Below are 19,711 nucleotides of genomic sequence, written 5' to 3' on the forward strand. Positions count from 1 at the left end.
TTACTCCATTAAAATATTGGCGATGTATGAAAACATTTCTTCTACACCTTCACCTGTTTTTGCACTAGTATCAAAAGATTCAACAAAAGGGTGCTGAAATTCTTTTAGTTCGTTTTCGGTCCAGTGCCAAGAGCTTTCCAGATCTTTTTTGTTGATAGCAATCACACCTGGAATATCGGTGGTTTCTTTCACCTGACGAAATATTTCGGTACCTTCAACTAAAGACTGAGAACGAGTTCGGTCAACGGCAATTATAAAGGCCGATGCGCCTCTAAGATACTTAGGTTTAAAACCGCAATATCTATCAATGCCTTCAATGTCCCATATCATGAGTTGAACTGTATCTGCCTTAGTCTCGACTACCTTTTTGTCAATTTTCACCCCAATTGTCGTGAGGTATTTTTCTGAAAAAATCCCATCTACAAACTGCTTTATAAGGCTTGTTTTCCCCACACCGGAAGCGCCAAGTATACATATTTTCTTCTGGATCATATGGTTCTCTGCGAATACACACGTATAAAATTAAAGTTGACAAAGGTTAACTCATCATTAGCTTGCATCGAAATATACCACATTAAACAACACTTTACGTGCTCCTTCATCGGTTGTTTTTAAATCTATTACGCCTAGACCAATTGCGTTGAGTCGATTCTCATCGATACCTAGTTCTTGTAATTTCAATTTTACATTGTCGGCGCGTTTTTGACTAAGCACTTTATTGAAACTAACCGAACCTACAGTATCGCTGGCTCCCATAATAACTAGCCCAATCGATAGCTTCTGTTGTTCGGCAATTTTTATAACCTCGACAAATTGGTCTCTCATATCAATCAATTTATTCAGAGCAGAGGGGGATAATTCGCTTTGACCTTTGTCAAATGATACGGACATTTTATCAATCTTGGCTATGTTCAAATCTAATATGGCGCGAATTATGGCTGGGTCATCAGCTGCATTATTTTGATTGCTTGCTGTTGATATGTCATCTAACCAATTTGGCGTAAAGCCTAAACCGACAATTCTGCTGAGCTCATCTTGTAATTGAAGCTTGTCGGCAATACCAAGGCTGCCCGTAAAAATAGGTTGGGATGCGGTCCACTGGAGTTTAATACCGGGATAATTCTGTAAAGTACCAGCGACTTTACTTTTGACTACTTCACTCTCTAAAGACAAGTAAGCACTCTCTGTTACGCTGATATTGTGCTGTGAAATATCTTTAGATTTTAGCCAGTCCGCTATGCTGGGAGCATAGGGATCACGCAATACTTTGAGTTTAATGGTACGTAAACCTTCGACTTCTATGTCGGTGATAATAATACCGGGTTCTAAATCAATTTTTTCAATGTCAGTTTTCAGCTGATCGGTTTGCCAGCGGATGACGCTTAAATACCCAAGTCCGGTAATCATAAGCAAAATGATAAACCATGCCATGTAGGGTTTTTTCTTTTGTTTGGCTTCGGGTTTTAACTCGGCTATTAGACAGTCTCTTAGCTGATTTTCGGTATTTTCAAAAACCAGCGCATCGCCGTCAAATTCTGTTAAATCCTGATCATAAAGCTTATGGATTTCTTCTAGGGTAACCTGCAATTGATTTGCTATACGTTGCGGCATGTTGCCGGTGACCGCTGCGACGATTATCGCTTTTGGCCCTTGTTTTACCAGTAGGGTAAAATCATCAGTTCGCACTACGTCTAGTTGTTGTTCGCTTGCGTCAGCATTAGGTTTAAAGGAGTCTGCTACAAAATCATTGATTGCTGTCAGCATAGACGAAACCATATCCGCATCTGCACCTAAATCAACGCTCTGAGACATAGAATTTAACAACAGTCCGGTTTCTCTATGAATTAAAAAGACTTGTTCCACCCTAAACGAAAAGGTTTGGCTGGCGACGTATTGAGAAAAACTAACCTGCGCACGCCTGGCTTCAAAACGCCATTTTAAGCCTTTTACGGTAAAACTGTTTTCTAATAAGGCATTGGTTTTTTCTAGAAGTTCGGTAATAAAAGCTGTCACAGATTTTCTGACTAAGCTACCTACTAACGGGTATAAATAACCGACGAATTGTTCGCTGTGATTAGCGACTGAGGTTTCAACAGACTTTTCGACCAAAGGGGATAGCACCTTATTTACCGAACCGTCTTGTTTTTCCCGATCGTGTAAGGCTTCAGAAAATACTTCTCGAACCAGCTCTCTGGCGTTTTCCCGCAAGGCTTGCTTAACCACATGAGCATCTTCGCCCAAAACTAACTGGCGAATTTTTTCCATCTGTTGTTCGTCAGATGACTTTATTTGACTCTCTTGCGAGCTTGTCATGAGTTATCTTACAAATCTTCACCGGTTTCTAAATCATTTGCTACAGAGGCGAGTAGTTTAGCGAGCGTCTTTCGGTCTGTTTTAGATGAATTCAAATCACTAGATACCTGATTTAATTTAGCTAGGGCTTGATTGAGTTGTTCTGTGAAGTTGTTGTTCAGATTTCGAATTTCTTTATCTAAACGATTATGAAGTTCGTCATTCTCTTGTTTGCTATTGGCTTCAGCCATTTCATAGGCTGAAGATATTCGGTCGGCATAAGCGTTTAGTTCACTCGCTTTTTGATCTTGACCTTGGTCGGCTAGGGCTAACTTGTCTTCTAAATTATTAAAGCCATCTTCCATTTTACTTTGCATGATTTGCATGTTTTTTTCGAGCAACTTTTCCATTCTTTGGAAACTGTTATGTGTTTGTTGCTCTAAGGCGTTGATGCGTTTTTCAATATTGTCTTGGGCCGCGCCAAAAACAATTTGACGTAAACTATCCAGTTCAGTTGGCTGTTTAGAGGCATTGTCTAATTCTTTGCCATCTTCAGTTTTTTTCTCAGCCATGATGTACCCCTATTCCAAACATTAATTAACCATTCGAATGACAAGTTATTGTATAACCAACCAATTTAATATTCAGCCATATATTCAAGTTACTGCAAAATGCGGGGCTCTGTGAGAATCAAAAATGACTGGGACAAGGCGACTATCGTCATGCAGAGTCATTCTGCGGGTAAATAAGCAACCTAATGTCAATCGTTCTAAATCCGCCATTTTGAGGTGGTTTGGATATACAGCAAGCGCACATAATGCACAGTTTTTGTAGCAAATAAAATAGCTTTTAGTTGAATAGGTAAAAAAAGTGCCGCTATAGAGCGACACTTATGACTAAAGGTTCAATTGTTTCTTTTTTAAAAAGTGACTTCTAGCCCAATTGATGGGAATACTTCCATGCCTTCTTCATCAGCAATCTCGAAGTTATCAAGACTATCAGTGGAATGTGGTTTGTAGTAATAGCCAGAAATATTATCACTATCTAGTGCGTTAATGAGGGCGAATGTCCAAGCTGCGGGTTTGCCAAAAAGTTGATAGTGGTATTTCGCTTGCAAATCTAGACGGCTGTAAGTGGGTAATGTTTCAGAATTGAGTTGTCCATACACAGCTTGAAAATTGTCTGGATAATCTGGATTAACTCTTAGGCCTACTATTGGTGTATATTTGGCGCCACTTCTTGCTGAATAGCGTAGTCCAAATTCCCATCGTTCAGATAATTGATAGTTGATGACGCTGTTAATAACCCAAGGTGTATCCAAATAGTATTCGCTAGTGAGTTGGGTTAACTCGTCGGTTCTTTCGCTTTCAGACCAACTCAACGACAGCCAACCATACCAGCCATTAGACAAGTTTTTCTCTAGCAACCACTCCACACCACTGGCTGTTCCAGAAATATCATTGGTGTAACGCAAATCGGCGTTATCTGCTTGTAGGTCAACGGCCCTAGGTAGTTGTGACAATTCTTTGTGATAGATTTCAGTTTTACTTTGCCAATCATTGCCATGCTGCCAAGTCACCCCAGCCGAATAATGGGTGGCTTCTGGCGGTTTTATTTGAGGGTTGCCTATCAGCGCTATGGCTGTGTCTACATCAGGAAAACGGCTGTATTTTCCGGCCTTAGCAAATAGCGTTACGTCTGAATTTAATTGCCAAGTGAGTCGGGTTCTAGGGTGAGTAAAGTGTGTTTTAGTGTAGTCATCATATTCCGCTCTTACACCTAGCTGTAAACTTAAGTCCGGACTGATATGCCAAGTATCATTGAGGTAAAAGGCGTATAAATTGGCTTTTATATCATCGGCGTATTGAGTGCGTTCACCTTTTTGGAGGTCACAATTGGTACTATGATCTGTACAAAAATACGGAATAGTATCAAACGAATATTTGAAGTTATTGTTTTGAATATCAAAGCCTAAAGCGATAGTGTGATCGGTAATGCCCATGGTTTGGGCATTTAAGCGTAAATTAAACTCATCATTTTCAGTTTTCTCAAACTGCTCGGCCCCATAATTTTGTTTTGACTCTGACAGCACATGATTAACCGATACGCTGATGGTGTCATTTTTATTGGCAAACCATTCCCATTGTATTCCTTGGCTGTCAAATGCAGTATCTACCGATAAGTCGCCAATAATATCAGGATCGATTCGCCCTGCTTCTGATACTTCTGAAATATTGATCCCTCCGCTATCGCTGGCACCATTCAAATTAAATGTGAGTTTGTGTTCGTTACCTATCAGCCATTGATACTTTCCTTGATAGTCATCGCTAACTGGCGCGTCGAAAACCGTTAGTCCAATATCTTCGCCTTCTCCCTCTTCTCCTTCTGGTAAAAATAGGTGGATTAAACTGCGACGATAAGAGAAATAGAACGCTTGGTTGTCAAAAGTTTTCCCTTCTACTAATACACCTACTTTAAGTAAACTGGCGTCTAGTTTTACTTCTAAAGGTTGAGCTTTAGGATCTCGAAGTTTTACATCAAAAACGCCGCCCGTAGCGTTACCATACTCACCTCCAAAAGCAGCCGCTTCTAAATCTACAGAGCGCAATAAGTTTTTATTAAAAATACTGTCGCCGAACAAGTGGAAGATATAGTCTGTTGGCATGTTGTCGATGTAAAAGGCGTTGTCATCGGGTGAAGATCCTCTGATTGCGGGTTCTCCTCCCGCATCGCCGCCGGCATAAACAACGCCGGGCAAACTGAATACTGCCGCCAGAGGGTCGCCGTCAATGCCCGCGACAGCGAGAAGCTTTTCTGTTTCTAGAGTGGGGTGGCTCTGTGCTTGGTTTCTTTGTCCGATGACTTCTACTTTTTCCAGCTCTTCAGCTTGGATAGTTTGGGAAATTAAACTCATGGGCAGAAATAAGCAAATCATCAAGTAGTTGGGTTTACAGTACATGCGAGTTTCCTTGAAATTAAACATAGTTGTGTCAAATGTGAGCTACGGAAACTTTAATTAGGGGGCGTCATTTTGTCTGTTGCATAAATGTCAGTAAATGTCAGTTTTTGGAATATCCAGTTCATTGTCTTTAGTAATGCCATCTTCACATGACGTATTCTGTGCGCTAGATATAGAGTAAATCTTAAGCACGGTCATCTTTTTAAGGCAGTAAAGACTAAGCTTGTAGGTGAAAGCGTCACGAGGAAATGGTGTGGTTACTTGATCAGAAACTTACAATTTTTGAACATTTTATTTGAAACTTAAGTTATTTATTCAATCAGGCCTTTGATAGTATGCGTGGCATATTAGTTGAGTGATAAAAGATATGATTATTCGATATTTTTTTAAAATGGCGATCGCAAGTCTCTGTCTATGGAGTACTGTCATCTTGGCCGAAGGTGAGCTTGTTTCGCCGGCAAACTCACACGTGGATAACCTTGACGGTGCGTTTAGTTGGAATGTGACAATCACCGGAGACATCATGTCGTCTCAGTCCATATTGGCAGGCGTGAACCAAGAGAAGTTCACAGAGTTTCTAGATATTTCGGTGTTTATTGACCTTTATTACAAGGGGTTTTTTATTCAGACCAATAAACACCGGTTTGGTGATTATGTAAATGGCGCTGAATTGGGCTATGAATTGTTAGTCAATGAAAAGTATGAAATTGATCTAATTAGTAAAACCTATTTACCAGGCTTTTCTTCTGACACCGCCGAGTTAGTTTATGAGCGGGAAATTCCGGAATTGGCGGGTATTGATGAACGAGAGTTCTTATCTAGTCAAGGTATTCGCTATATGGGTTACTTACCCAGTTCGGTTTATTGGATTGATTGGGCGGTAAATCTATTAAATAGTGAACACCGTGGCTGGGTGATAGATGGATTTTATAGCTATATTTTGCAGCGCCGAAATTGGGATATCAATTTTGGCGGGGGTATCAGTCTATTTTCGAGCAATATGAATGGATATTATTTTTCGGTAAAGCCTGAGGAAGCGACGCAAGATCGCCCCGTATACGATGCTGGAGCAGGGTACCGCTTACAATTAGAGGCTTTTGTGCAACGACCCCTCAGCGAAGGTTGGCTGTTTAATGCCGGTGTTACGTTTAGCCATTACTCTAAAAGTATTAGCGATAGCCCTATTATAGATAGACAAAACGCTCTACGAGCACAAATAGGCGTTAGTTATGTTTTTTAAACGACAATTAATAGGGATGTTTTTGTTGTTTTATGGCGTCTCATTGTCGTCAAATGCGCAACAAGAATTGATCGGTGAATCTAGTTTGTTGGTGCAACCTAATAAGTGTGTTGCTTTAAACCAAGGGCGAGATTGTTTTGCAAAAATTATGGTGAGTTGGCGTCAATCGACCGAAAACGACTATTGTCTGTTTGTTAAAGTGGTTGAGCGCCCACCACTTTTAATTAAGTGTTGGGACAGTGTTAACCAAGCTCAATGGGAATATGAATTTCAATCTGCGATGGATGGGCATTTTATTTTAATGGAAAAGAGCAGCGACAAGGTGTTGGCGTCTGCCACAATCCAAGTGAGTTGGTTATACAAAGCCAATACCCGAAAACGCCGTTGGCGATTATTTTAGGTTTAATAGGGGGAAGTAGAACGACTATGACGACTGAAAATTACGCAAAAATATTACATGTAGAAGATGACCTGTCTCTTGCCGAATGGGTTTCTGAATATTTAGAAACAAATGGTTTCAGTGTAGAGCATGTCAGTCGTGGAGATCAGGTTGTGCAAAAAATCTCTAGTCAGCATTATGATCTTATTTTATTGGATGTGATGTTACCTGACTTAGATGGAATCGAAGTTTGTCGCCATATTCGGCAAATATCGCAAATACCGATCATCATGATGACGGCAAAAGCAGACGAGTTTGATGAGGTAATTGGTTTAGAAGTTGGCGCGAATGATTATGTCATGAAGCCTGTTCGACCAAGGGCGTTGTTGGCCAGAATTAAATCGGTGTTGCGCAATAATGAAGCTAGCTCCAGTAAAAAAAGCCAACAGTTAGTGTTTGGCAAACTGCAAATTAACCAAGAGTTTAAACGTGTATTGTTAGACGACAAAGAGATTGACTTAACCAGCAGTTTGTTTTCGTTACTGTGGTTACTGGCAAGTCATGCAGGAGAGGTGTTGAGCCGAGAATACGTATTCCAAACCTTAAAAGGCCGAGAGTATGATGGTTTAGACAGGCGCTTTGATGTGTTGGTTTCTACGTTAAGGAAAAAATTAGACGACAATCCGCAACAACCCAAACGAATTAAAACTATTTGGGGAAAAGGTTATTTGTTTATTGCTGATGCGTGGTTTGATTAATAGCAATTTGAATTGCCCTAACACGACTAGGTTGTAAATCTTGAAGAAAATATACGTTGGCATAGTACTCACTGTGATTGGCTCCCTAGTCTTTTTAGGTTGGGCGCTAGACAAAGTGGTGCAAGACAACAGTGAATCTAGCTTACCTGCAGACTTATTGGTTTACCAAAAAATGATGGCGGGTATGGCCAGAACGTTGAATGGTGTAGAGTCCTCAATCTTGGTCGCTCAAGTCAATCAGTTAGCCGAGCAATACCAGGTTGATATGGTGTTAGAAAAAACATTTAATTTTGCGTTGCCACAAAGCTTAGATGCGCAATTGAAAGCTAATAATACCTTGGTTTTACAGTCGGAAGACGCGACTCACTTTTACTCGTTATTACCTTCACATCCCGATATCTTATTGAGTATGACCATACCCAAAGAAGAGCCGCAGGGCTATATGCTGGATGTAATGTTGACAGTAATTTTGTATGTAGGAATTGGTTTATCTTTGGTTATTTGGCTTGTGCCCTTGACTAAACGTTTGTCTTTGTTGGATAAGTTGGCACGACGATTTGGCCAAGGTCAATTAGATACCAGAATTCAGCCGAGCCGATTTTCTTATATCGATGGTATCGAAACCAGTTTTAACCGTATGGCAACCCAAATTGAAACTCTTGTAGCCGACAATAAGTTGCTTGCAGGTAGTTTGTCTCATGATTTACGTACCCCAGTGTCTTGTTTACGTTTTGGTATTGAAGCGGCGATAGATTGCGATGACAGGCAACAAAAAGCCGAATATTTAAATCGAGTAGAAAAAGAACTCACTCGCTTAGAAGAAATGCTTGAGGCATTTTTAGAGTACGCCAGCATGGAACGTTCTGCCCTGACACTAAACCCGGCCAACGAAGATTTAGTGGCTTTAGCTAAATCAGTGGCCAGTGAGCTATCTCCGCTGGCGGAAAATAGTCAGCAATCTATTGAGGTTTTGCCTACACCTGGCGCGATAGAGCTATATGTGGACGGCCACTGGTTGAATAGGGCATTACGAAATTTAGTGTCAAACGCTATGGACTATTGTCGCCAACGCATTCAAATAGAATTGGCTGAAAGTACGGATCATTGGGTTATTAAAATCCATGATGATGGTGCTGGTGTCGTTGCAGATAAACGTGAGAGTATTTTTCAAGCCTTTGTGACGGCCAATAAAAGTCGTAGTAGGCAAAATCCTAATTTTGGTTTGGGCTTGGCCATTGTTAAACGAGTGGCTACTTGGCACGGTGGAAGTGTATATGTTGATACGTCTGCATTATTAGGTGGCGCTTGTTTTTGTTTAACCCTTCCAAAGCTGTCACCATTGATTTCTAAATAAATTAGTCCAAAATAGCGGCCAGTGCGTAAGCATTCTTTTCATCTTCATTTCACTAAGAGACATTTATGAAATACCAAGGCAACTCTGAATTTACCCATTCTCAGGTAGATAAAGTTGGTGTGTTAATTACAAATTTGGGTACACCAGATGCCCCTCAAAAAAAGCAACTCAGAGCGTATTTGAAAGAGTTTCTATCTGATCCTCGAGTCGTTGAGGTGCCGAGGCTTATCTGGTGGTTTATTTTGAACCTAGTGATCCTGAACATACGACCAAGTCGTTCAGCTAAGGCTTATAAAACAGTGTGGACCGAAAGAGGCTCACCCTTGATGTATCACACTCAAGATCAAGCAATAGCGTTAAGAAAAACACTGCAAAAACACTATGGTGAACATGTGATTGTGGAATTTGCTATGCGGTATGGGGCACCATCAGTCGACTCCGTAATTGACAGCATGTTAAAACAAGGTGTGCGAAAATTAGTGGTGCTGCCGCTCTATCCGCAATATTGTGCATCCACTACAGCCTCTACTTTTGATGCAGTTGCGGCTAGTTTAGGTAAGAAACGTTGGATGCCAGAGTTACAGTTTATAACCCATTACCACGACAACCCAGATTATATTCAAGCAGTGGCCGATAAAATTCGTGCTCATTGGCAACTAAACGGTCAGGCAGACAAGCTGATTTTTAGCTTTCACGGTATTCCAAAGCGATATTTGCTCAAAGGGGATCCTTATCATTGCGAGTGTTATAAAACGTCACGTTTGATTGCGCAAAACTTAGGGTTAGATGAATCACAGCACTTTACTAGCTTTCAATCCAGATTTGGGCGAGAAGAGTGGCTTAAGCCATACACTGATAGTTCATTGCGACAGTTTGCCAAAGACGGGATTAAATCTGTGCAGGTAGTGTGCCCTGGCTTTTCTGCTGATTGTTTAGAAACAATTGAAGAAATCGCTATCGAAAACAGAGACTATTTTTTAGAGGCTGGAGGGCAAAGTTATCAATACATTGAGGCCTTGAATGCCGACACGGCCCATATAGACGCCATGAGTCAGATTTTAAAGCCGTATCTATCCAGCATGATAAATAAAAGTGAAGGGATTAATGTGCCTAGTGTGCAGTCAGATTTAGCAAATCGACAGCAATTGGCCAAAGCATTAGGTGCAGAAAACTAACCAATTATTTGATAGTATTTGTCGATGCATAGTTGATTTACCACAGATCAATTGTGTATGTGATAAATCAAAAGCCCCATAGAGAGGGGGAAATATCCAAAGAAGGGAATATTCTATGTCAAGTATAGCCAATACGCAGCACGCTTTAATTGAACCCCCACTTTTTACCAACGACGCGACGATCTTAGGGATCTTAGCTATTTTACTTGGTGTAGTTTTTTATACTGCTAATAGTCAACACGCGTTTTGGCGCAAGTTTTATATGTTCGTCCCTTCGGTACTACTGTGTTATTTCCTACCTTCATTACTGAATACCTTTGGATTAATCGACGGTGAGCAATCGCAGCTTTATTATGTGGCGTCTCGTTATTTGCTGCCAGCTTGTTTAGTTTTGTTAACCCTTAGCGTTGACCTAAAAGCAATCGCTAAATTGGGTCGCAAAGCCGTTATATTGTTCTTCACAGGTACAATTGGGATCGTGATTGGCGGGCCAATAGCCTTATTGGTGGTGGCTACTTTTGTTCCTGAACTGTTAGGAGTAGAAGGCGCCGATGCCGTGTGGCGGGGCATGACAACAGTAGCGGGTAGTTGGATAGGTGGTAGTGCCAATCAGGCTGCGATGAAAGAGATATACCAAGCTAGCCCGCAAATTTTTTCAGCGATGGTAACTGTTGATATTATTGTAGCCAATTTGTGGATGGCGGTCTTGCTGATCATGGCAGCGAACGCTAAGTCAATTGATGAGAAAACTGGTGCGGATACAAGTGCCATCGATGAGTTAAAACACAAAGTGAAAGCCTTTGAAGCCAAGTATGCACGTATACCTAGCTTAACAGACCTGATGTTAATAGTGGCGGTGGGGATGGGGGTGACGGGATTTGCTCATTTGTTTGCTGACAATATAACGCCATATTTTGTAGAGAATTTTCCAGGCTTAAGTAAATTTAGTTTCCATAGTCAGTTTTTTGGATGATTATTTTTGCCAGTACAGTTGGTGTTATTTTGTCTTTCACTAGAGTTCGCCAGTTGGAAGGAGCTGGCGCCTCGAAAATTGGCTCTGCATTTTTATATATCTTAATTGCCACTATTGGTATGCAAATGGACATCACCATGATCGCAGAGGCGCCTTTGTACTTTGTGATTGGGGCAATCTGGATGATTATTCACGCTAGTCTGATGTTGCTGGTGGCTAAATTAATTAAAGCGCCATTGTTTTATATGGCTGTGGGTAGCCAAGCAAATGTTGGCGGCGCAGCATCTGCCCCTATTGTTGCTGCGGCTTTTCATCCTTCGTTAGCGCCGGTCGCTGTTATGTTGGCTGTGTTAGGTTACACGGTAGGAACCTATATGGCATGGTTGTGCGGACAAATTTTACAGGCTATCAATTAGGGAGCTTCCCTAAGCCTAACTCTCTAGGAACATAAAATATGGTTGATAAACTTAGTGCGCCTCGTGAGTTATTAGCAGCGCAAAAATTGGCGAATATTACCGATACTAAAGTACGTATACCTATTATAGGTATTCGATTAGGTTTAGATTTTTTGGTTGGATTAATACCTGGGATAGGCGATTTTTTGATGGTGTTGGTTTCGCTACGAATTGTTGCCTTAGCTAAGCGCATGAATGTGCCAGCTGAATTGCGGGCTGTAATGTATAGGCACATTGCGATTGATTTTTTGTTGGGGTTAATTCCTTTTGTAGGCGATGTAATAGACATTTTTTACAAGTCTAACCAAAAGAATGTGCGTATTATTGAGAAATGGTGGGTAAGCAATAATTATCAAACAATCCAGAAAAATAGCAAAGCTGCAGTTAGTGAGTGGCAATTAAAAAACTAATGTATTGTGGCTACCCTCAATAATAATTCGTTTAATGTAACATCTTTAATTTTTCGGAGATTATGTGTCTAAACTACGTTCCAATTTTTCGATAAGCAGTTTTGGTATTTATGAAAAGTGGGATGAAAAAAGTAAATCGCTACCTCAAATCAAAACCTTCACCACCAACATACCGGCGCAAATTGATATTGAATTTGGCTTTATTTTGCACGCACTAAAGGCTAAAGGTAAGCGTTTAGATTGGGTGATTTATCATCCTGATGTGCCAGATAAAAATGGTCAAGTCATGCCGCCTTTCGAAGGGGATGTTTACGTTAGAAATAACGATTGGCAGTTCTATTTAGGTGATACGGTTTGGCCACCAATTGAAAATAAAGTCGGCGACTGGCGAATGGTAATAGAGTGCGAGGGGAAAATTCTAGCGGACAAAACCTTCAGTGTGTTGGTTGAGCACGGTGATGGTGAAATTCAATTTTGGAAAAAGCGAGGCTATTAACCAAAGCTGAATTAGTCTTAACTTGAACTGTCAGATTTGATTTTTAGGGCTGAATTAAATCTGACAGTGGATAACCGCTTTGTGCCATTGCAGTCATGCCTCACTTTTGAGTGGTTGCTTCTGCTTCACGCCAAAGCGGACGAAATAACTTCTCAGGTCGAACGGTAAACTTGGTGACAAATGATACGTTTCAGCGAATCAGCGAACCTAAACCCCGCAGGTTTCATCACGAATAATTTAACGTTGTTCTGACCCCAATATTTTAAAAAATATATTATCAATAAATGCTTAATACGTTGAATTCATGTTGTGTGCATGGTGGATGTTCGAAACCTTTAATCCTTAACTGTATTTTGAGTAGACCTTTATAAACACTATAGGCACGCCAGCGACCTCTTCAATCGAAACGCTTGCTTTAGAGAGCGGTTTCAATAAATCAACGCTTCTTTGTTTCTGGTTAACTCTGTCATCAATGTAAAATTTAAGCCATTGATTTACCATTCTAGTTAGCGAGTCAATATCCAAGTCTCTACCAAGTGTTTCTCTAATAATCATCGTAATATATCGAACAAACGCTGTAACAAATAGATTATAAGGTACTGAAACCATTAAACTAGCAATTTGATTGGCGCTCTGTTCAAAATATTTTCGGGGGCTTTGCAACGCAACTATGCCGCTAACAGGAGTCAGTAAAGTGCCTGTATCAGTTTTCACGGTATTAAAGCCTAAGCGTGTAAGTGCTTTAACAGATTGGTGATTTATTGATTCAGTTTCAGTAAAAGAAGCATTATTCTTGTTTGTGAAATTCCATAATTCAGTGCCCGTAAAACACGGGATCAAATTAAGCGCAGCCGCAAAAACTGGGTTGACGATGTCGTGAAGATTAACAGTGCTTTCGTGTCTTAATGCTGCCATCATAGCAACGAATCTCGAAGATTCATGATCACGCAATGCACGCCATCGCAGAAACTCTCTTGAGCTAAAATTAGTATCAACTTTTGTCCAATCTAAACTGTCATGCTGAAAACTATCACCAAATATTGTCAATGCAGCTTTTAAAAAGAAAAAACAGTCAGCTTTCATTCCAAGAAGTGCTAAGTATTCCATGACTTTCATATCTGTATCATTTTGACTAAACTCAAAGTCTGTTAGTACCAATGAGTAAGGTGTCCCTTCAAATGTGCCATATTCATGTAGATACACTAAACGGTATAGATAGCTTTCTTGTGTTACACCTAAGTTAACATCATTTATGAGCTCTTCCTTGCTTACATCCAACACTTTAATTACTAAATTGGACTCATTAGGCTTATTTTTTATAAGCTGATAAATACCGCGCAATGAGCCAAGCAGCTGTTGTAAACCTTCGTTTTGTAATATTTCGTTTAAAGCGTTGTGCATTTCGGTTTTAGACAATTCTAAAGTGTCATATTTTGTTAATTCGTCTTCTATGTATTGTTCAAGTCGGGCGGGCTTAATATCTTCAAACGAACGAAATGAAATTAGAATTTGACAACTTAGATTCGTTAAATTCACAGTTATAGACGGTTTTACAATATTAAAAAAATCTCTAGTTTTATTTAAATCTACAGCTATGAATTGCCTATCCTTAAAGGGTATTTTAGATTCTACAGCCGATCTATTAAGATCCGCCACAATGCCAACCACAAAAGGTAATTCGATTTCTATTTGCTTGCCTTGTTGTTCTGAGGTGTATTTGAGTAGTGCAAATTTATTCATTGTTTACTCACTACCCATTATCGCGGATTTGTTTAGACATATTCATTGCTGGGGAAATCACCTGATCTAGACGGGTAATTAAGTCCGCTTCATCAGCATAGCTTTGCACTTCAAGAAACCAAGGATAGCGTTTCAAAAAATCAAGCATCCCAGGTTCCTGTTGAGCGTCTAAGATCACCGACTGAATCGGTAAAGAGGGCATGTTTGGAACTATTGCCCCCAATTCCTGCAATACCGATTTAGCATCTGATAGGTCAGCAATTACAAACCTAGCCATACCTGCTAGAGTAGACACGGTTTCCGCGGTGGATCGACTTGCAGGTTTACCAAAGTCAAATACTATAGGAACAAGGTCAAATTGCTGACTTTTTAGCGCAACCCGAATAGCGTCAAGGGTTGGTTTTCGTGCCTCACTGAATCGGCCTAGTACTAGCACAACCTTTGATGTTATGGTATCAATCACACGTCTTAAGCCCGCGTTATGCATTAGCATGTACATAAATTGAGCAACTTCTAGGTCATCGACAGAGATCACTGCCTCGCCGAGTCTAGATATAATGAGATCGCCTTGTTTCGTACTGTCGTCAATACCTAAATCCCAAGCTGAAATACCATATATAGATGAACCTGTTAGGGTCGCACCCTTTAACGCAGTGCCAATCATTCTTACTTCCTCAAGATTGGCATGATTTAAGTTTGTATGGTTAAGGCTAGCATAAGATAAGTTAGCACCACTTAAGTTTACGAAAGACATATTAGCAGATGATAAGTCTGCTTGAGATAAGTCAGCCTTATCAAATCTTGTTCTTGCAGGGTTAAACGTCGACTCTGGACTATTGAGTCTAGAATTCTTAAGGTTTGCTCTTAGTAGGTTGGCACCAATAAAATGTGCTCCCATTGCTGATATTTGCTCAAGCCGCGCATCTACTAATGTCGCAGAACTAAAATCAGAGCCATCGAATATGCCTCCGAACATATCAATACGATCCATTTGTGCATGTGAAAACCGAGCCGCCCCCTCTGCTTTACATAATTGTGCTTGACGCAAATCCGCTCGTTCGAAAGTTGAACCATCCAGCTTAGTCCTAGACAAGTTAGCTTCGACCAGGTGTGCACCAGTAAAAATCGCTCTAGACAGATTTACATTTTCTAGATTGGTTTGATATAAATGAGCGCCGGTTAAATCAGCATCAGAAAGATTTGATCCTTTTAAACAACAGCCCCCTAAATCAACGCCACGTAAATCTAACGGTTTATCGAAGTTGGGGTTAAAATCTATTTTGAAGTCCATTGCATTGATTTGCCTAAGTGAGCGTAATTGATTCCACGTACTTACGCCTTTTGCGCCAGACATCAATAACTCACTTGCTTCAGCAAAGTTCATTATAGAGAACCTGAACTGTACAAAGGCTAACATTAAGGGTGGAATTGATCGCTGTAATCATATATTTCTCCTCAAACTAGCATTCACTGCGTTATACCAAGCAATAAGTAGTGTGCGTCAAATGGCAGACTTACTTGGATTTCGATTGTGTCTAGCCCCTAAGGCCTAAAGCAACTTGTTCTATGCTTAAGAAGATTAACAGTACTGTGTAAATATTGCACAACATACTGTTCAAATGCTCAAACACGATAATATGTTGGTGTTTGCCGGTATTGCGAAAAATTACTGATTGAGTCGAGATACCTGGTTTAGTTGCGTCGCAACAGCGCCAATTATTCATTGGCGCTCCAATTAAGACACCCATAACTAAATTTGATGACAATCTTTGTAAGGTTCACTTTTATGGGGCTTTCGATAAGAATGTCTTCGGGGTTTTAGCGGATAAATGCTGGATCCTTGCTATCAGCATGCAGGGATGACGAGCTTTGACGGCAAGCGCAGAACCCGCAGAACAGGTTAGTTCAAGATTGAGTTGCATTGTCGGTTTATAATCGCTCCAATTAAGACACCCATAACTAAATTTGATGACAATTTTTATGAGATTCACTTTTATGGGGCTTTCGATAAGAATGTCTTCGGGGTTTTAGCGGATAATTGCTGGATCCCTGCTAACAGCATGCAGGGATGACGAGCTTTGACGGCAAGCGCAGAACCCGCAGAACGGGTTAGTTCAAGATTGAGTTGCATTGTCGATTTAGAATTAACATGGGTGTCCTGATAAGCGTTTTATGAGATTCATTTTTATGGGTGTCTCGATAAGAATGTCCAATCTGGAGAAACTCAATAATTATGGACAGCTAGCGGCGTAGTGGGTCAAGTAACCACTCCAAATAACGCCACTTAAGCTTGGTAATAGCGTGACTTCGGTTGGACAAGAGCGAATATCTAGAAAATCGAAGTGTAGAGTAAAAAACTTTGCAAAATCAAATCATCCAAGGCAAAGTTCATTAATTATAAAAATTAGAGAAAGGTAAGGAAATTGTCTGTCACAATCGACTTTTTCTACAGACTCGTTAGGTGCTAGCGAAATAGCTCACTATGGGTGCCAATTCTAGCCAGTTTAAGAGTGTCATTTTCAATTTTGTAAATTAAAACTAAGTCTGGTTTTACGTGACAATCACGGTAGTTTGACCAATTTCCAGCCAGCGCATGATCGACGTGTTTTTCTGGTAACGTTATACCTTGTTGCAAAGTCGTAATAACGTGACCAACTTCAATCACATCAGGTATTGCTAGCTTGACTATTTTCTTAAAGTCCTTCTTGAACTGAGTCGAGTATTCTAATTCATACATTTAGATTTTATTGGCTCCCAACTCTTTAAATAGTTGGTTTACGTCATTGACGACTTTACCACTTCCACTTTCAAGCTCTTGAATAGCTTCGAGTGTTTTATGGTTAGGAGTTTTCGAGCGCAATTCAAATGGTATACCACCATAATTAATTACAGCTTTAGCAAATAATTTTATTGCCTGCGAGGGGCTTAAACCAACCTCGTCACAAACATGTGTAAAAGCTAACTTGGTATCATGATCAATGCGCGTGCTCAACATTTCTGTCTTCATTGTGGTCACCTTTGTTATACATAGTAGTACAATGATAGCAAATAGCATCTAACAAGCAAATCAACAAGGACTAAAAACATTTGGCTCGCCTCACTTCGTTCGCTAGTATAGCCAAATGTTTTAAGGCTTTTATTTGGGTGTTAGCTTTTTGGAGAAAAACTCATGGTGATTGAATCATGGCTTGCGTTTGTCGTTGCATCGGCCGTTCTGTTGGTGATCCTGGCCCGACGATTCTGGCCGTCATCAGCTATTCAGTTACCCATGGTCGTCGAGCCAATGTTCCTCTGGTAGCGGCCGTCGCACTTGGTGACTCCACTGCACTGTTTGCTTCACTCGTGGGTTTGGGGGCGTTGCTTGCTGTATCTGCTTTTTGGTTCACAGCTGCAAAAGTAGCAGGTGGTTTGTACCTGCTCTATCTTGGTATCAAGTTGTTTAGGGCAGGCTTCTCACCCTCTGAAATGGCGAAACCCATGTCTGATGCCTCGCACTTGAAGTTGTTCACCAACACGTATCTAGTAACTGCGCTCAATCCAAAGGGGATTGTTTTCTTCATGGCCTTTTTACCGCAATTCATTACACCTAGCGAAAACGGGGTACTCCAAATGTGGTTACTTGCAGTCACTTTTGTAGTTTTGGCGACGATTAATGCCACGCTTTATACAGTTTTCGCATCGTCTGCTCGTAGGCTACTTGTCTCGAGCAAAGCGCAGCGTAGGTTCAATTTTGCTGTTGGAGCTCTACTTTCATCAGCCGGCGTGTGGGCGCTGCTAGCCAAGCGTCCAGCCGTGTAGAAGCTAACAAATGGCTGTTGTCGGAGGCACCGTCGCTGGCGTTCCGGTACGCCGCAAAGCCAAGGCGTTAGGCGCACATGATGAATCAACTAACGGTGAAGAATGTTGAGTTTTACGGGGATGAAACAGCGTCTGTAACCCTTGAAAATGAAAACTTATCAGTTGAAGTTTTTTGTCACCTCTGTAAATACTCAGAAGGGGATAAAGTTAATAATCTCCTTAGAGTTTTAGATGCAGATGTTAGAGCGGCATATCTTTCCGATTGGCCAGCTGAAATGATTGAAGAAGTATCTAGAGCGCTCCATTTAAGACATATATGGACGCTCCGCTATGGTCAAGGCAATATTTGCCTCCATCTTCAATTTGAAGATGTTTATTTCTTTATTTTTATTAGCACATCAACTCTGACGATAAATAATTAAGGGTCGTACTGACATATATCCGGCCTATTATGAGAGTGAGGTTATTGGTGTACTCTCTGGCCCTAATGAGATCCGCACTTAACTGTCTCAAACACCCACTCGGTTTTAAAAACCTAGTCTCGTACAGACTGTTGCTAAGTGCGGGAAACCCGCTTTTACATCATTTTTCGTCGACTTTGATTGTGTATTTTATCTATATCGTTTTATCATATTAGGCTTGATATTTAGCTAGCTACCGGCTGATAGTTTTCATTTCGCTGTAATAATATCCAAGCTAATCGGGCTAGACGATTGGCCAGTGCTACCGCCGCTTTGTTCTTGCCACGTCGTTCAACTAGTTGTTTTACCCATACGGACAATTTGTCATCTCGGTTTTTTGTGCGATACATCACACTGCGCGCACCATGTATGAGTTGTTTGCGTAAATATTGATTACCGCGTTTGGTAATACCGCCATAAAAAGACTTTTCCCCACTGGCATATTGCTTAGGAGTGACACCTAACCATACCGACAATGCTCGAGGGGTTGCAAACTGACTCCCATTGCCAATTGCTGCATATAATGCGGTGGCATTAAGCACGCCTACACCTGTAGTAGCGTCATTAATCGTTGGCATAGGGGTTTTGTTGAACATATTGCTTTATCTCGTTTTCAATAGACTGGCAGCGCTTACTGAGTTGGTTGTATTCTTCCTTGGTGTCTCTTAGCTGGTGTTTCATTCGTAGGCTAATACGTTCATCTTTTGGGTCAATAAGGGCGGTAATATGCAGTGTAAAGCTTTTTAAGCCTTGAGGGATAATCACGCCATACTCGCTAAGTAGCCCTCGTATTTGATTAATAATACTGGTTCGTCTGGCAATCAACTTATCACGAATACGATGCAGTGCTTGAATGTCTTGTTGCTCCACAGATTTAAGCGGCACAAATTTAATGTTAGGGCGCCAAGAGGCTTCCGCAATCGCGATGCTATCATTACGGTCATTCTTATTCCCTCGCACAAAAGGTTTAACGTGTTGGGCAGGAATTAAACGCACGATATGCCCCATCCCATCAAACAGCCGCGCCCAATGGTGGCTTGAATAGCAGGCTTCCATAACCACAATGGCTTTTTCTTGCTTAGCCATAAAAGGTGCCAGTTTCTGACGAGAGAGCTGTTGATTACTTTGCATTTTATGCTGGGGTGAAAACACACCTACTTGAAAGACATTCTTTGCTAAATCGATGGAAATGGTATTAAGATTATTCACAGGACACTCCTT

Annotated in this window: 19 protein-coding genes and 1 pseudogene; 10 read left to right on the top strand and 10 right to left on the bottom strand. The window is 40.8% G+C overall.

All coding sequences use genetic code 11. The features are described from left to right. From RS130_RS06505 to RS130_RS06520, 4 genes are all read right to left on the bottom strand, one after another. On the bottom strand, window positions 1-492 hold the full coding sequence (locus RS130_RS06505) for a Rab family GTPase (protein WP_316025281.1): 492 nt from the start codon (window positions 490-492) through the stop codon (window positions 1-3). 57 nt (window positions 493-549) lie between these two features. Then, window positions 550-2,313 carry an OmpA family protein gene (locus tag RS130_RS06510; RefSeq protein WP_316025282.1) on the bottom strand — a complete coding sequence of 588 codons (1,764 nt, stop codon included), beginning with the start codon at window positions 2,311-2,313 and terminating at the stop codon, window positions 550-552. Window positions 2,314-2,321: 8 nt separating this feature from the next. After that, on the bottom strand, window positions 2,322-2,864 hold the full coding sequence (locus tag RS130_RS06515) for a hypothetical protein (protein ID WP_316025283.1): 543 nt from the start codon (window positions 2,862-2,864) through the stop codon (window positions 2,322-2,324). 347 nt (window positions 2,865-3,211) lie between these two features. Then, window positions 3,212-5,251, bottom strand: a complete 2,040-nt coding sequence (locus RS130_RS06520) for a TonB-dependent receptor plug domain-containing protein (protein ID WP_316025284.1) — start codon at window positions 5,249-5,251, stop codon at window positions 3,212-3,214. A gap of 469 nt (window positions 5,252-5,720) precedes the next feature. Here RS130_RS06520 and RS130_RS06525 point away from each other — a divergent pair, with 469 nt between their 5' ends. The 8 genes and pseudogenes from RS130_RS06525 (at window position 5,721) to RS130_RS06560 (ending at window position 12,491) form a co-directional block, all read left to right on the top strand. Then, a complete protein-coding gene (locus RS130_RS06525) occupies window positions 5,721-6,491 on the top strand; it encodes a MipA/OmpV family protein (protein WP_316025285.1) in 771 nt (256 codons plus the stop codon). Further along, window positions 6,481-6,891 carry a DUF3019 domain-containing protein gene (locus RS130_RS06530; RefSeq protein ID WP_316025286.1) on the top strand — a complete coding sequence of 137 codons (411 nt, stop codon included), beginning with the start codon at window positions 6,481-6,483 and terminating at the stop codon, window positions 6,889-6,891. Before RS130_RS06525 ends, RS130_RS06530 begins: the two co-directional genes overlap by 11 nt. A gap of 26 nt (window positions 6,892-6,917) precedes the next feature. After that, window positions 6,918-7,628, top strand: coding sequence for a response regulator (locus tag RS130_RS06535; protein ID WP_316025287.1), 711 nt, complete (start codon window positions 6,918-6,920; stop codon window positions 7,626-7,628). 40 nt (window positions 7,629-7,668) lie between these two features. Continuing rightward, window positions 7,669-8,982, top strand: a complete 1,314-nt coding sequence (locus tag RS130_RS06540) for an ATP-binding protein (protein WP_316025288.1) — start codon at window positions 7,669-7,671, stop codon at window positions 8,980-8,982. Window positions 8,983-9,047: 65 nt separating this feature from the next. Further along, complete coding sequence (gene hemH / locus RS130_RS06545; RefSeq protein WP_316025289.1) at window positions 9,048-10,157, top strand: ferrochelatase; 1,110 nt, start codon at window positions 9,048-9,050, stop codon at window positions 10,155-10,157. A 115-nt stretch (window positions 10,158-10,272) separates the two neighbouring features. Next, window positions 10,273-11,546, top strand: a pseudogene (locus RS130_RS06550) (DUF819 family protein). Between the two features lie 38 nt (window positions 11,547-11,584). Continuing rightward, a complete protein-coding gene (locus RS130_RS06555) occupies window positions 11,585-11,995 on the top strand; it encodes a DUF4112 domain-containing protein (protein ID WP_316025290.1) in 411 nt (136 codons plus the stop codon). Between the two features lie 64 nt (window positions 11,996-12,059). Then, on the top strand, window positions 12,060-12,491 hold the full coding sequence (locus tag RS130_RS06560; RefSeq protein WP_316025291.1) for a DUF3859 domain-containing protein: 432 nt from the start codon (window positions 12,060-12,062) through the stop codon (window positions 12,489-12,491). 342 nt (window positions 12,492-12,833) lie between these two features. Here RS130_RS06560 and RS130_RS06565 read toward each other — a convergent pair whose 3' ends face one another. The 4 genes from RS130_RS06565 to RS130_RS06580 all read right to left on the bottom strand — a co-directional run bounded on the left by RS130_RS06565 (window position 12,834) and on the right by RS130_RS06580 (window position 17,238). After that, window positions 12,834-14,231 (bottom strand): type VI secretion system contractile sheath domain-containing protein, encoded by a 1,398-nt coding sequence (locus tag RS130_RS06565; RefSeq protein WP_316025292.1) that lies wholly within the window; start codon window positions 14,229-14,231, stop codon window positions 12,834-12,836. Between the two features lie 10 nt (window positions 14,232-14,241). Continuing rightward, window positions 14,242-15,615, bottom strand: a complete 1,374-nt coding sequence (locus RS130_RS06570; protein ID WP_316025293.1) for a pentapeptide repeat-containing protein — start codon at window positions 15,613-15,615, stop codon at window positions 14,242-14,244. A 1,080-nt stretch (window positions 15,616-16,695) separates the two neighbouring features. Next, a complete protein-coding gene (locus RS130_RS06575) occupies window positions 16,696-16,968 on the bottom strand; it encodes a type II toxin-antitoxin system RelE/ParE family toxin (protein ID WP_316025294.1) in 273 nt (90 codons plus the stop codon). After that, entirely contained in the window at window positions 16,969-17,238 is a 270-nt protein-coding gene (locus RS130_RS06580) for a type II toxin-antitoxin system RelB/DinJ family antitoxin (protein WP_316025295.1), read from the bottom strand. A gap of 176 nt (window positions 17,239-17,414) precedes the next feature. Here RS130_RS06580 and RS130_RS06585 point away from each other — a divergent pair, with 176 nt between their 5' ends. After that, window positions 17,415-18,029 carry a LysE family translocator gene (locus RS130_RS06585; RefSeq protein WP_316025296.1) on the top strand — a complete coding sequence of 205 codons (615 nt, stop codon included), beginning with the start codon at window positions 17,415-17,417 and terminating at the stop codon, window positions 18,027-18,029. 77 nt (window positions 18,030-18,106) lie between these two features. After that, window positions 18,107-18,451 (top strand): hypothetical protein, encoded by a 345-nt coding sequence (locus tag RS130_RS06590; RefSeq protein WP_316025297.1) that lies wholly within the window; start codon window positions 18,107-18,109, stop codon window positions 18,449-18,451. Between the two features lie 224 nt (window positions 18,452-18,675). Here RS130_RS06590 and RS130_RS06595 read toward each other — a convergent pair whose 3' ends face one another. Continuing rightward, the gene (locus tag RS130_RS06595) at window positions 18,676-19,068 is read right to left on the bottom strand and encodes a transposase (protein WP_316025298.1); all 393 of its coding nucleotides are present in this window, start codon (window positions 19,066-19,068) and stop codon (window positions 18,676-18,678) included. Next, complete coding sequence (locus tag RS130_RS06600; protein WP_316025299.1) at window positions 19,055-19,699, bottom strand: IS110 family RNA-guided transposase; 645 nt, start codon at window positions 19,697-19,699, stop codon at window positions 19,055-19,057. The genes RS130_RS06595 and RS130_RS06600 overlap by 14 nt, the downstream gene beginning before the upstream one ends. Between the last annotated feature and the right edge of the window lie 12 nt (window positions 19,700-19,711).

The organism is Paraglaciecola aquimarina (assembly GCF_032464635.1).
GTDB lineage: Bacteria > Pseudomonadota > Gammaproteobacteria > Enterobacterales > Alteromonadaceae > Paraglaciecola > Paraglaciecola aquimarina.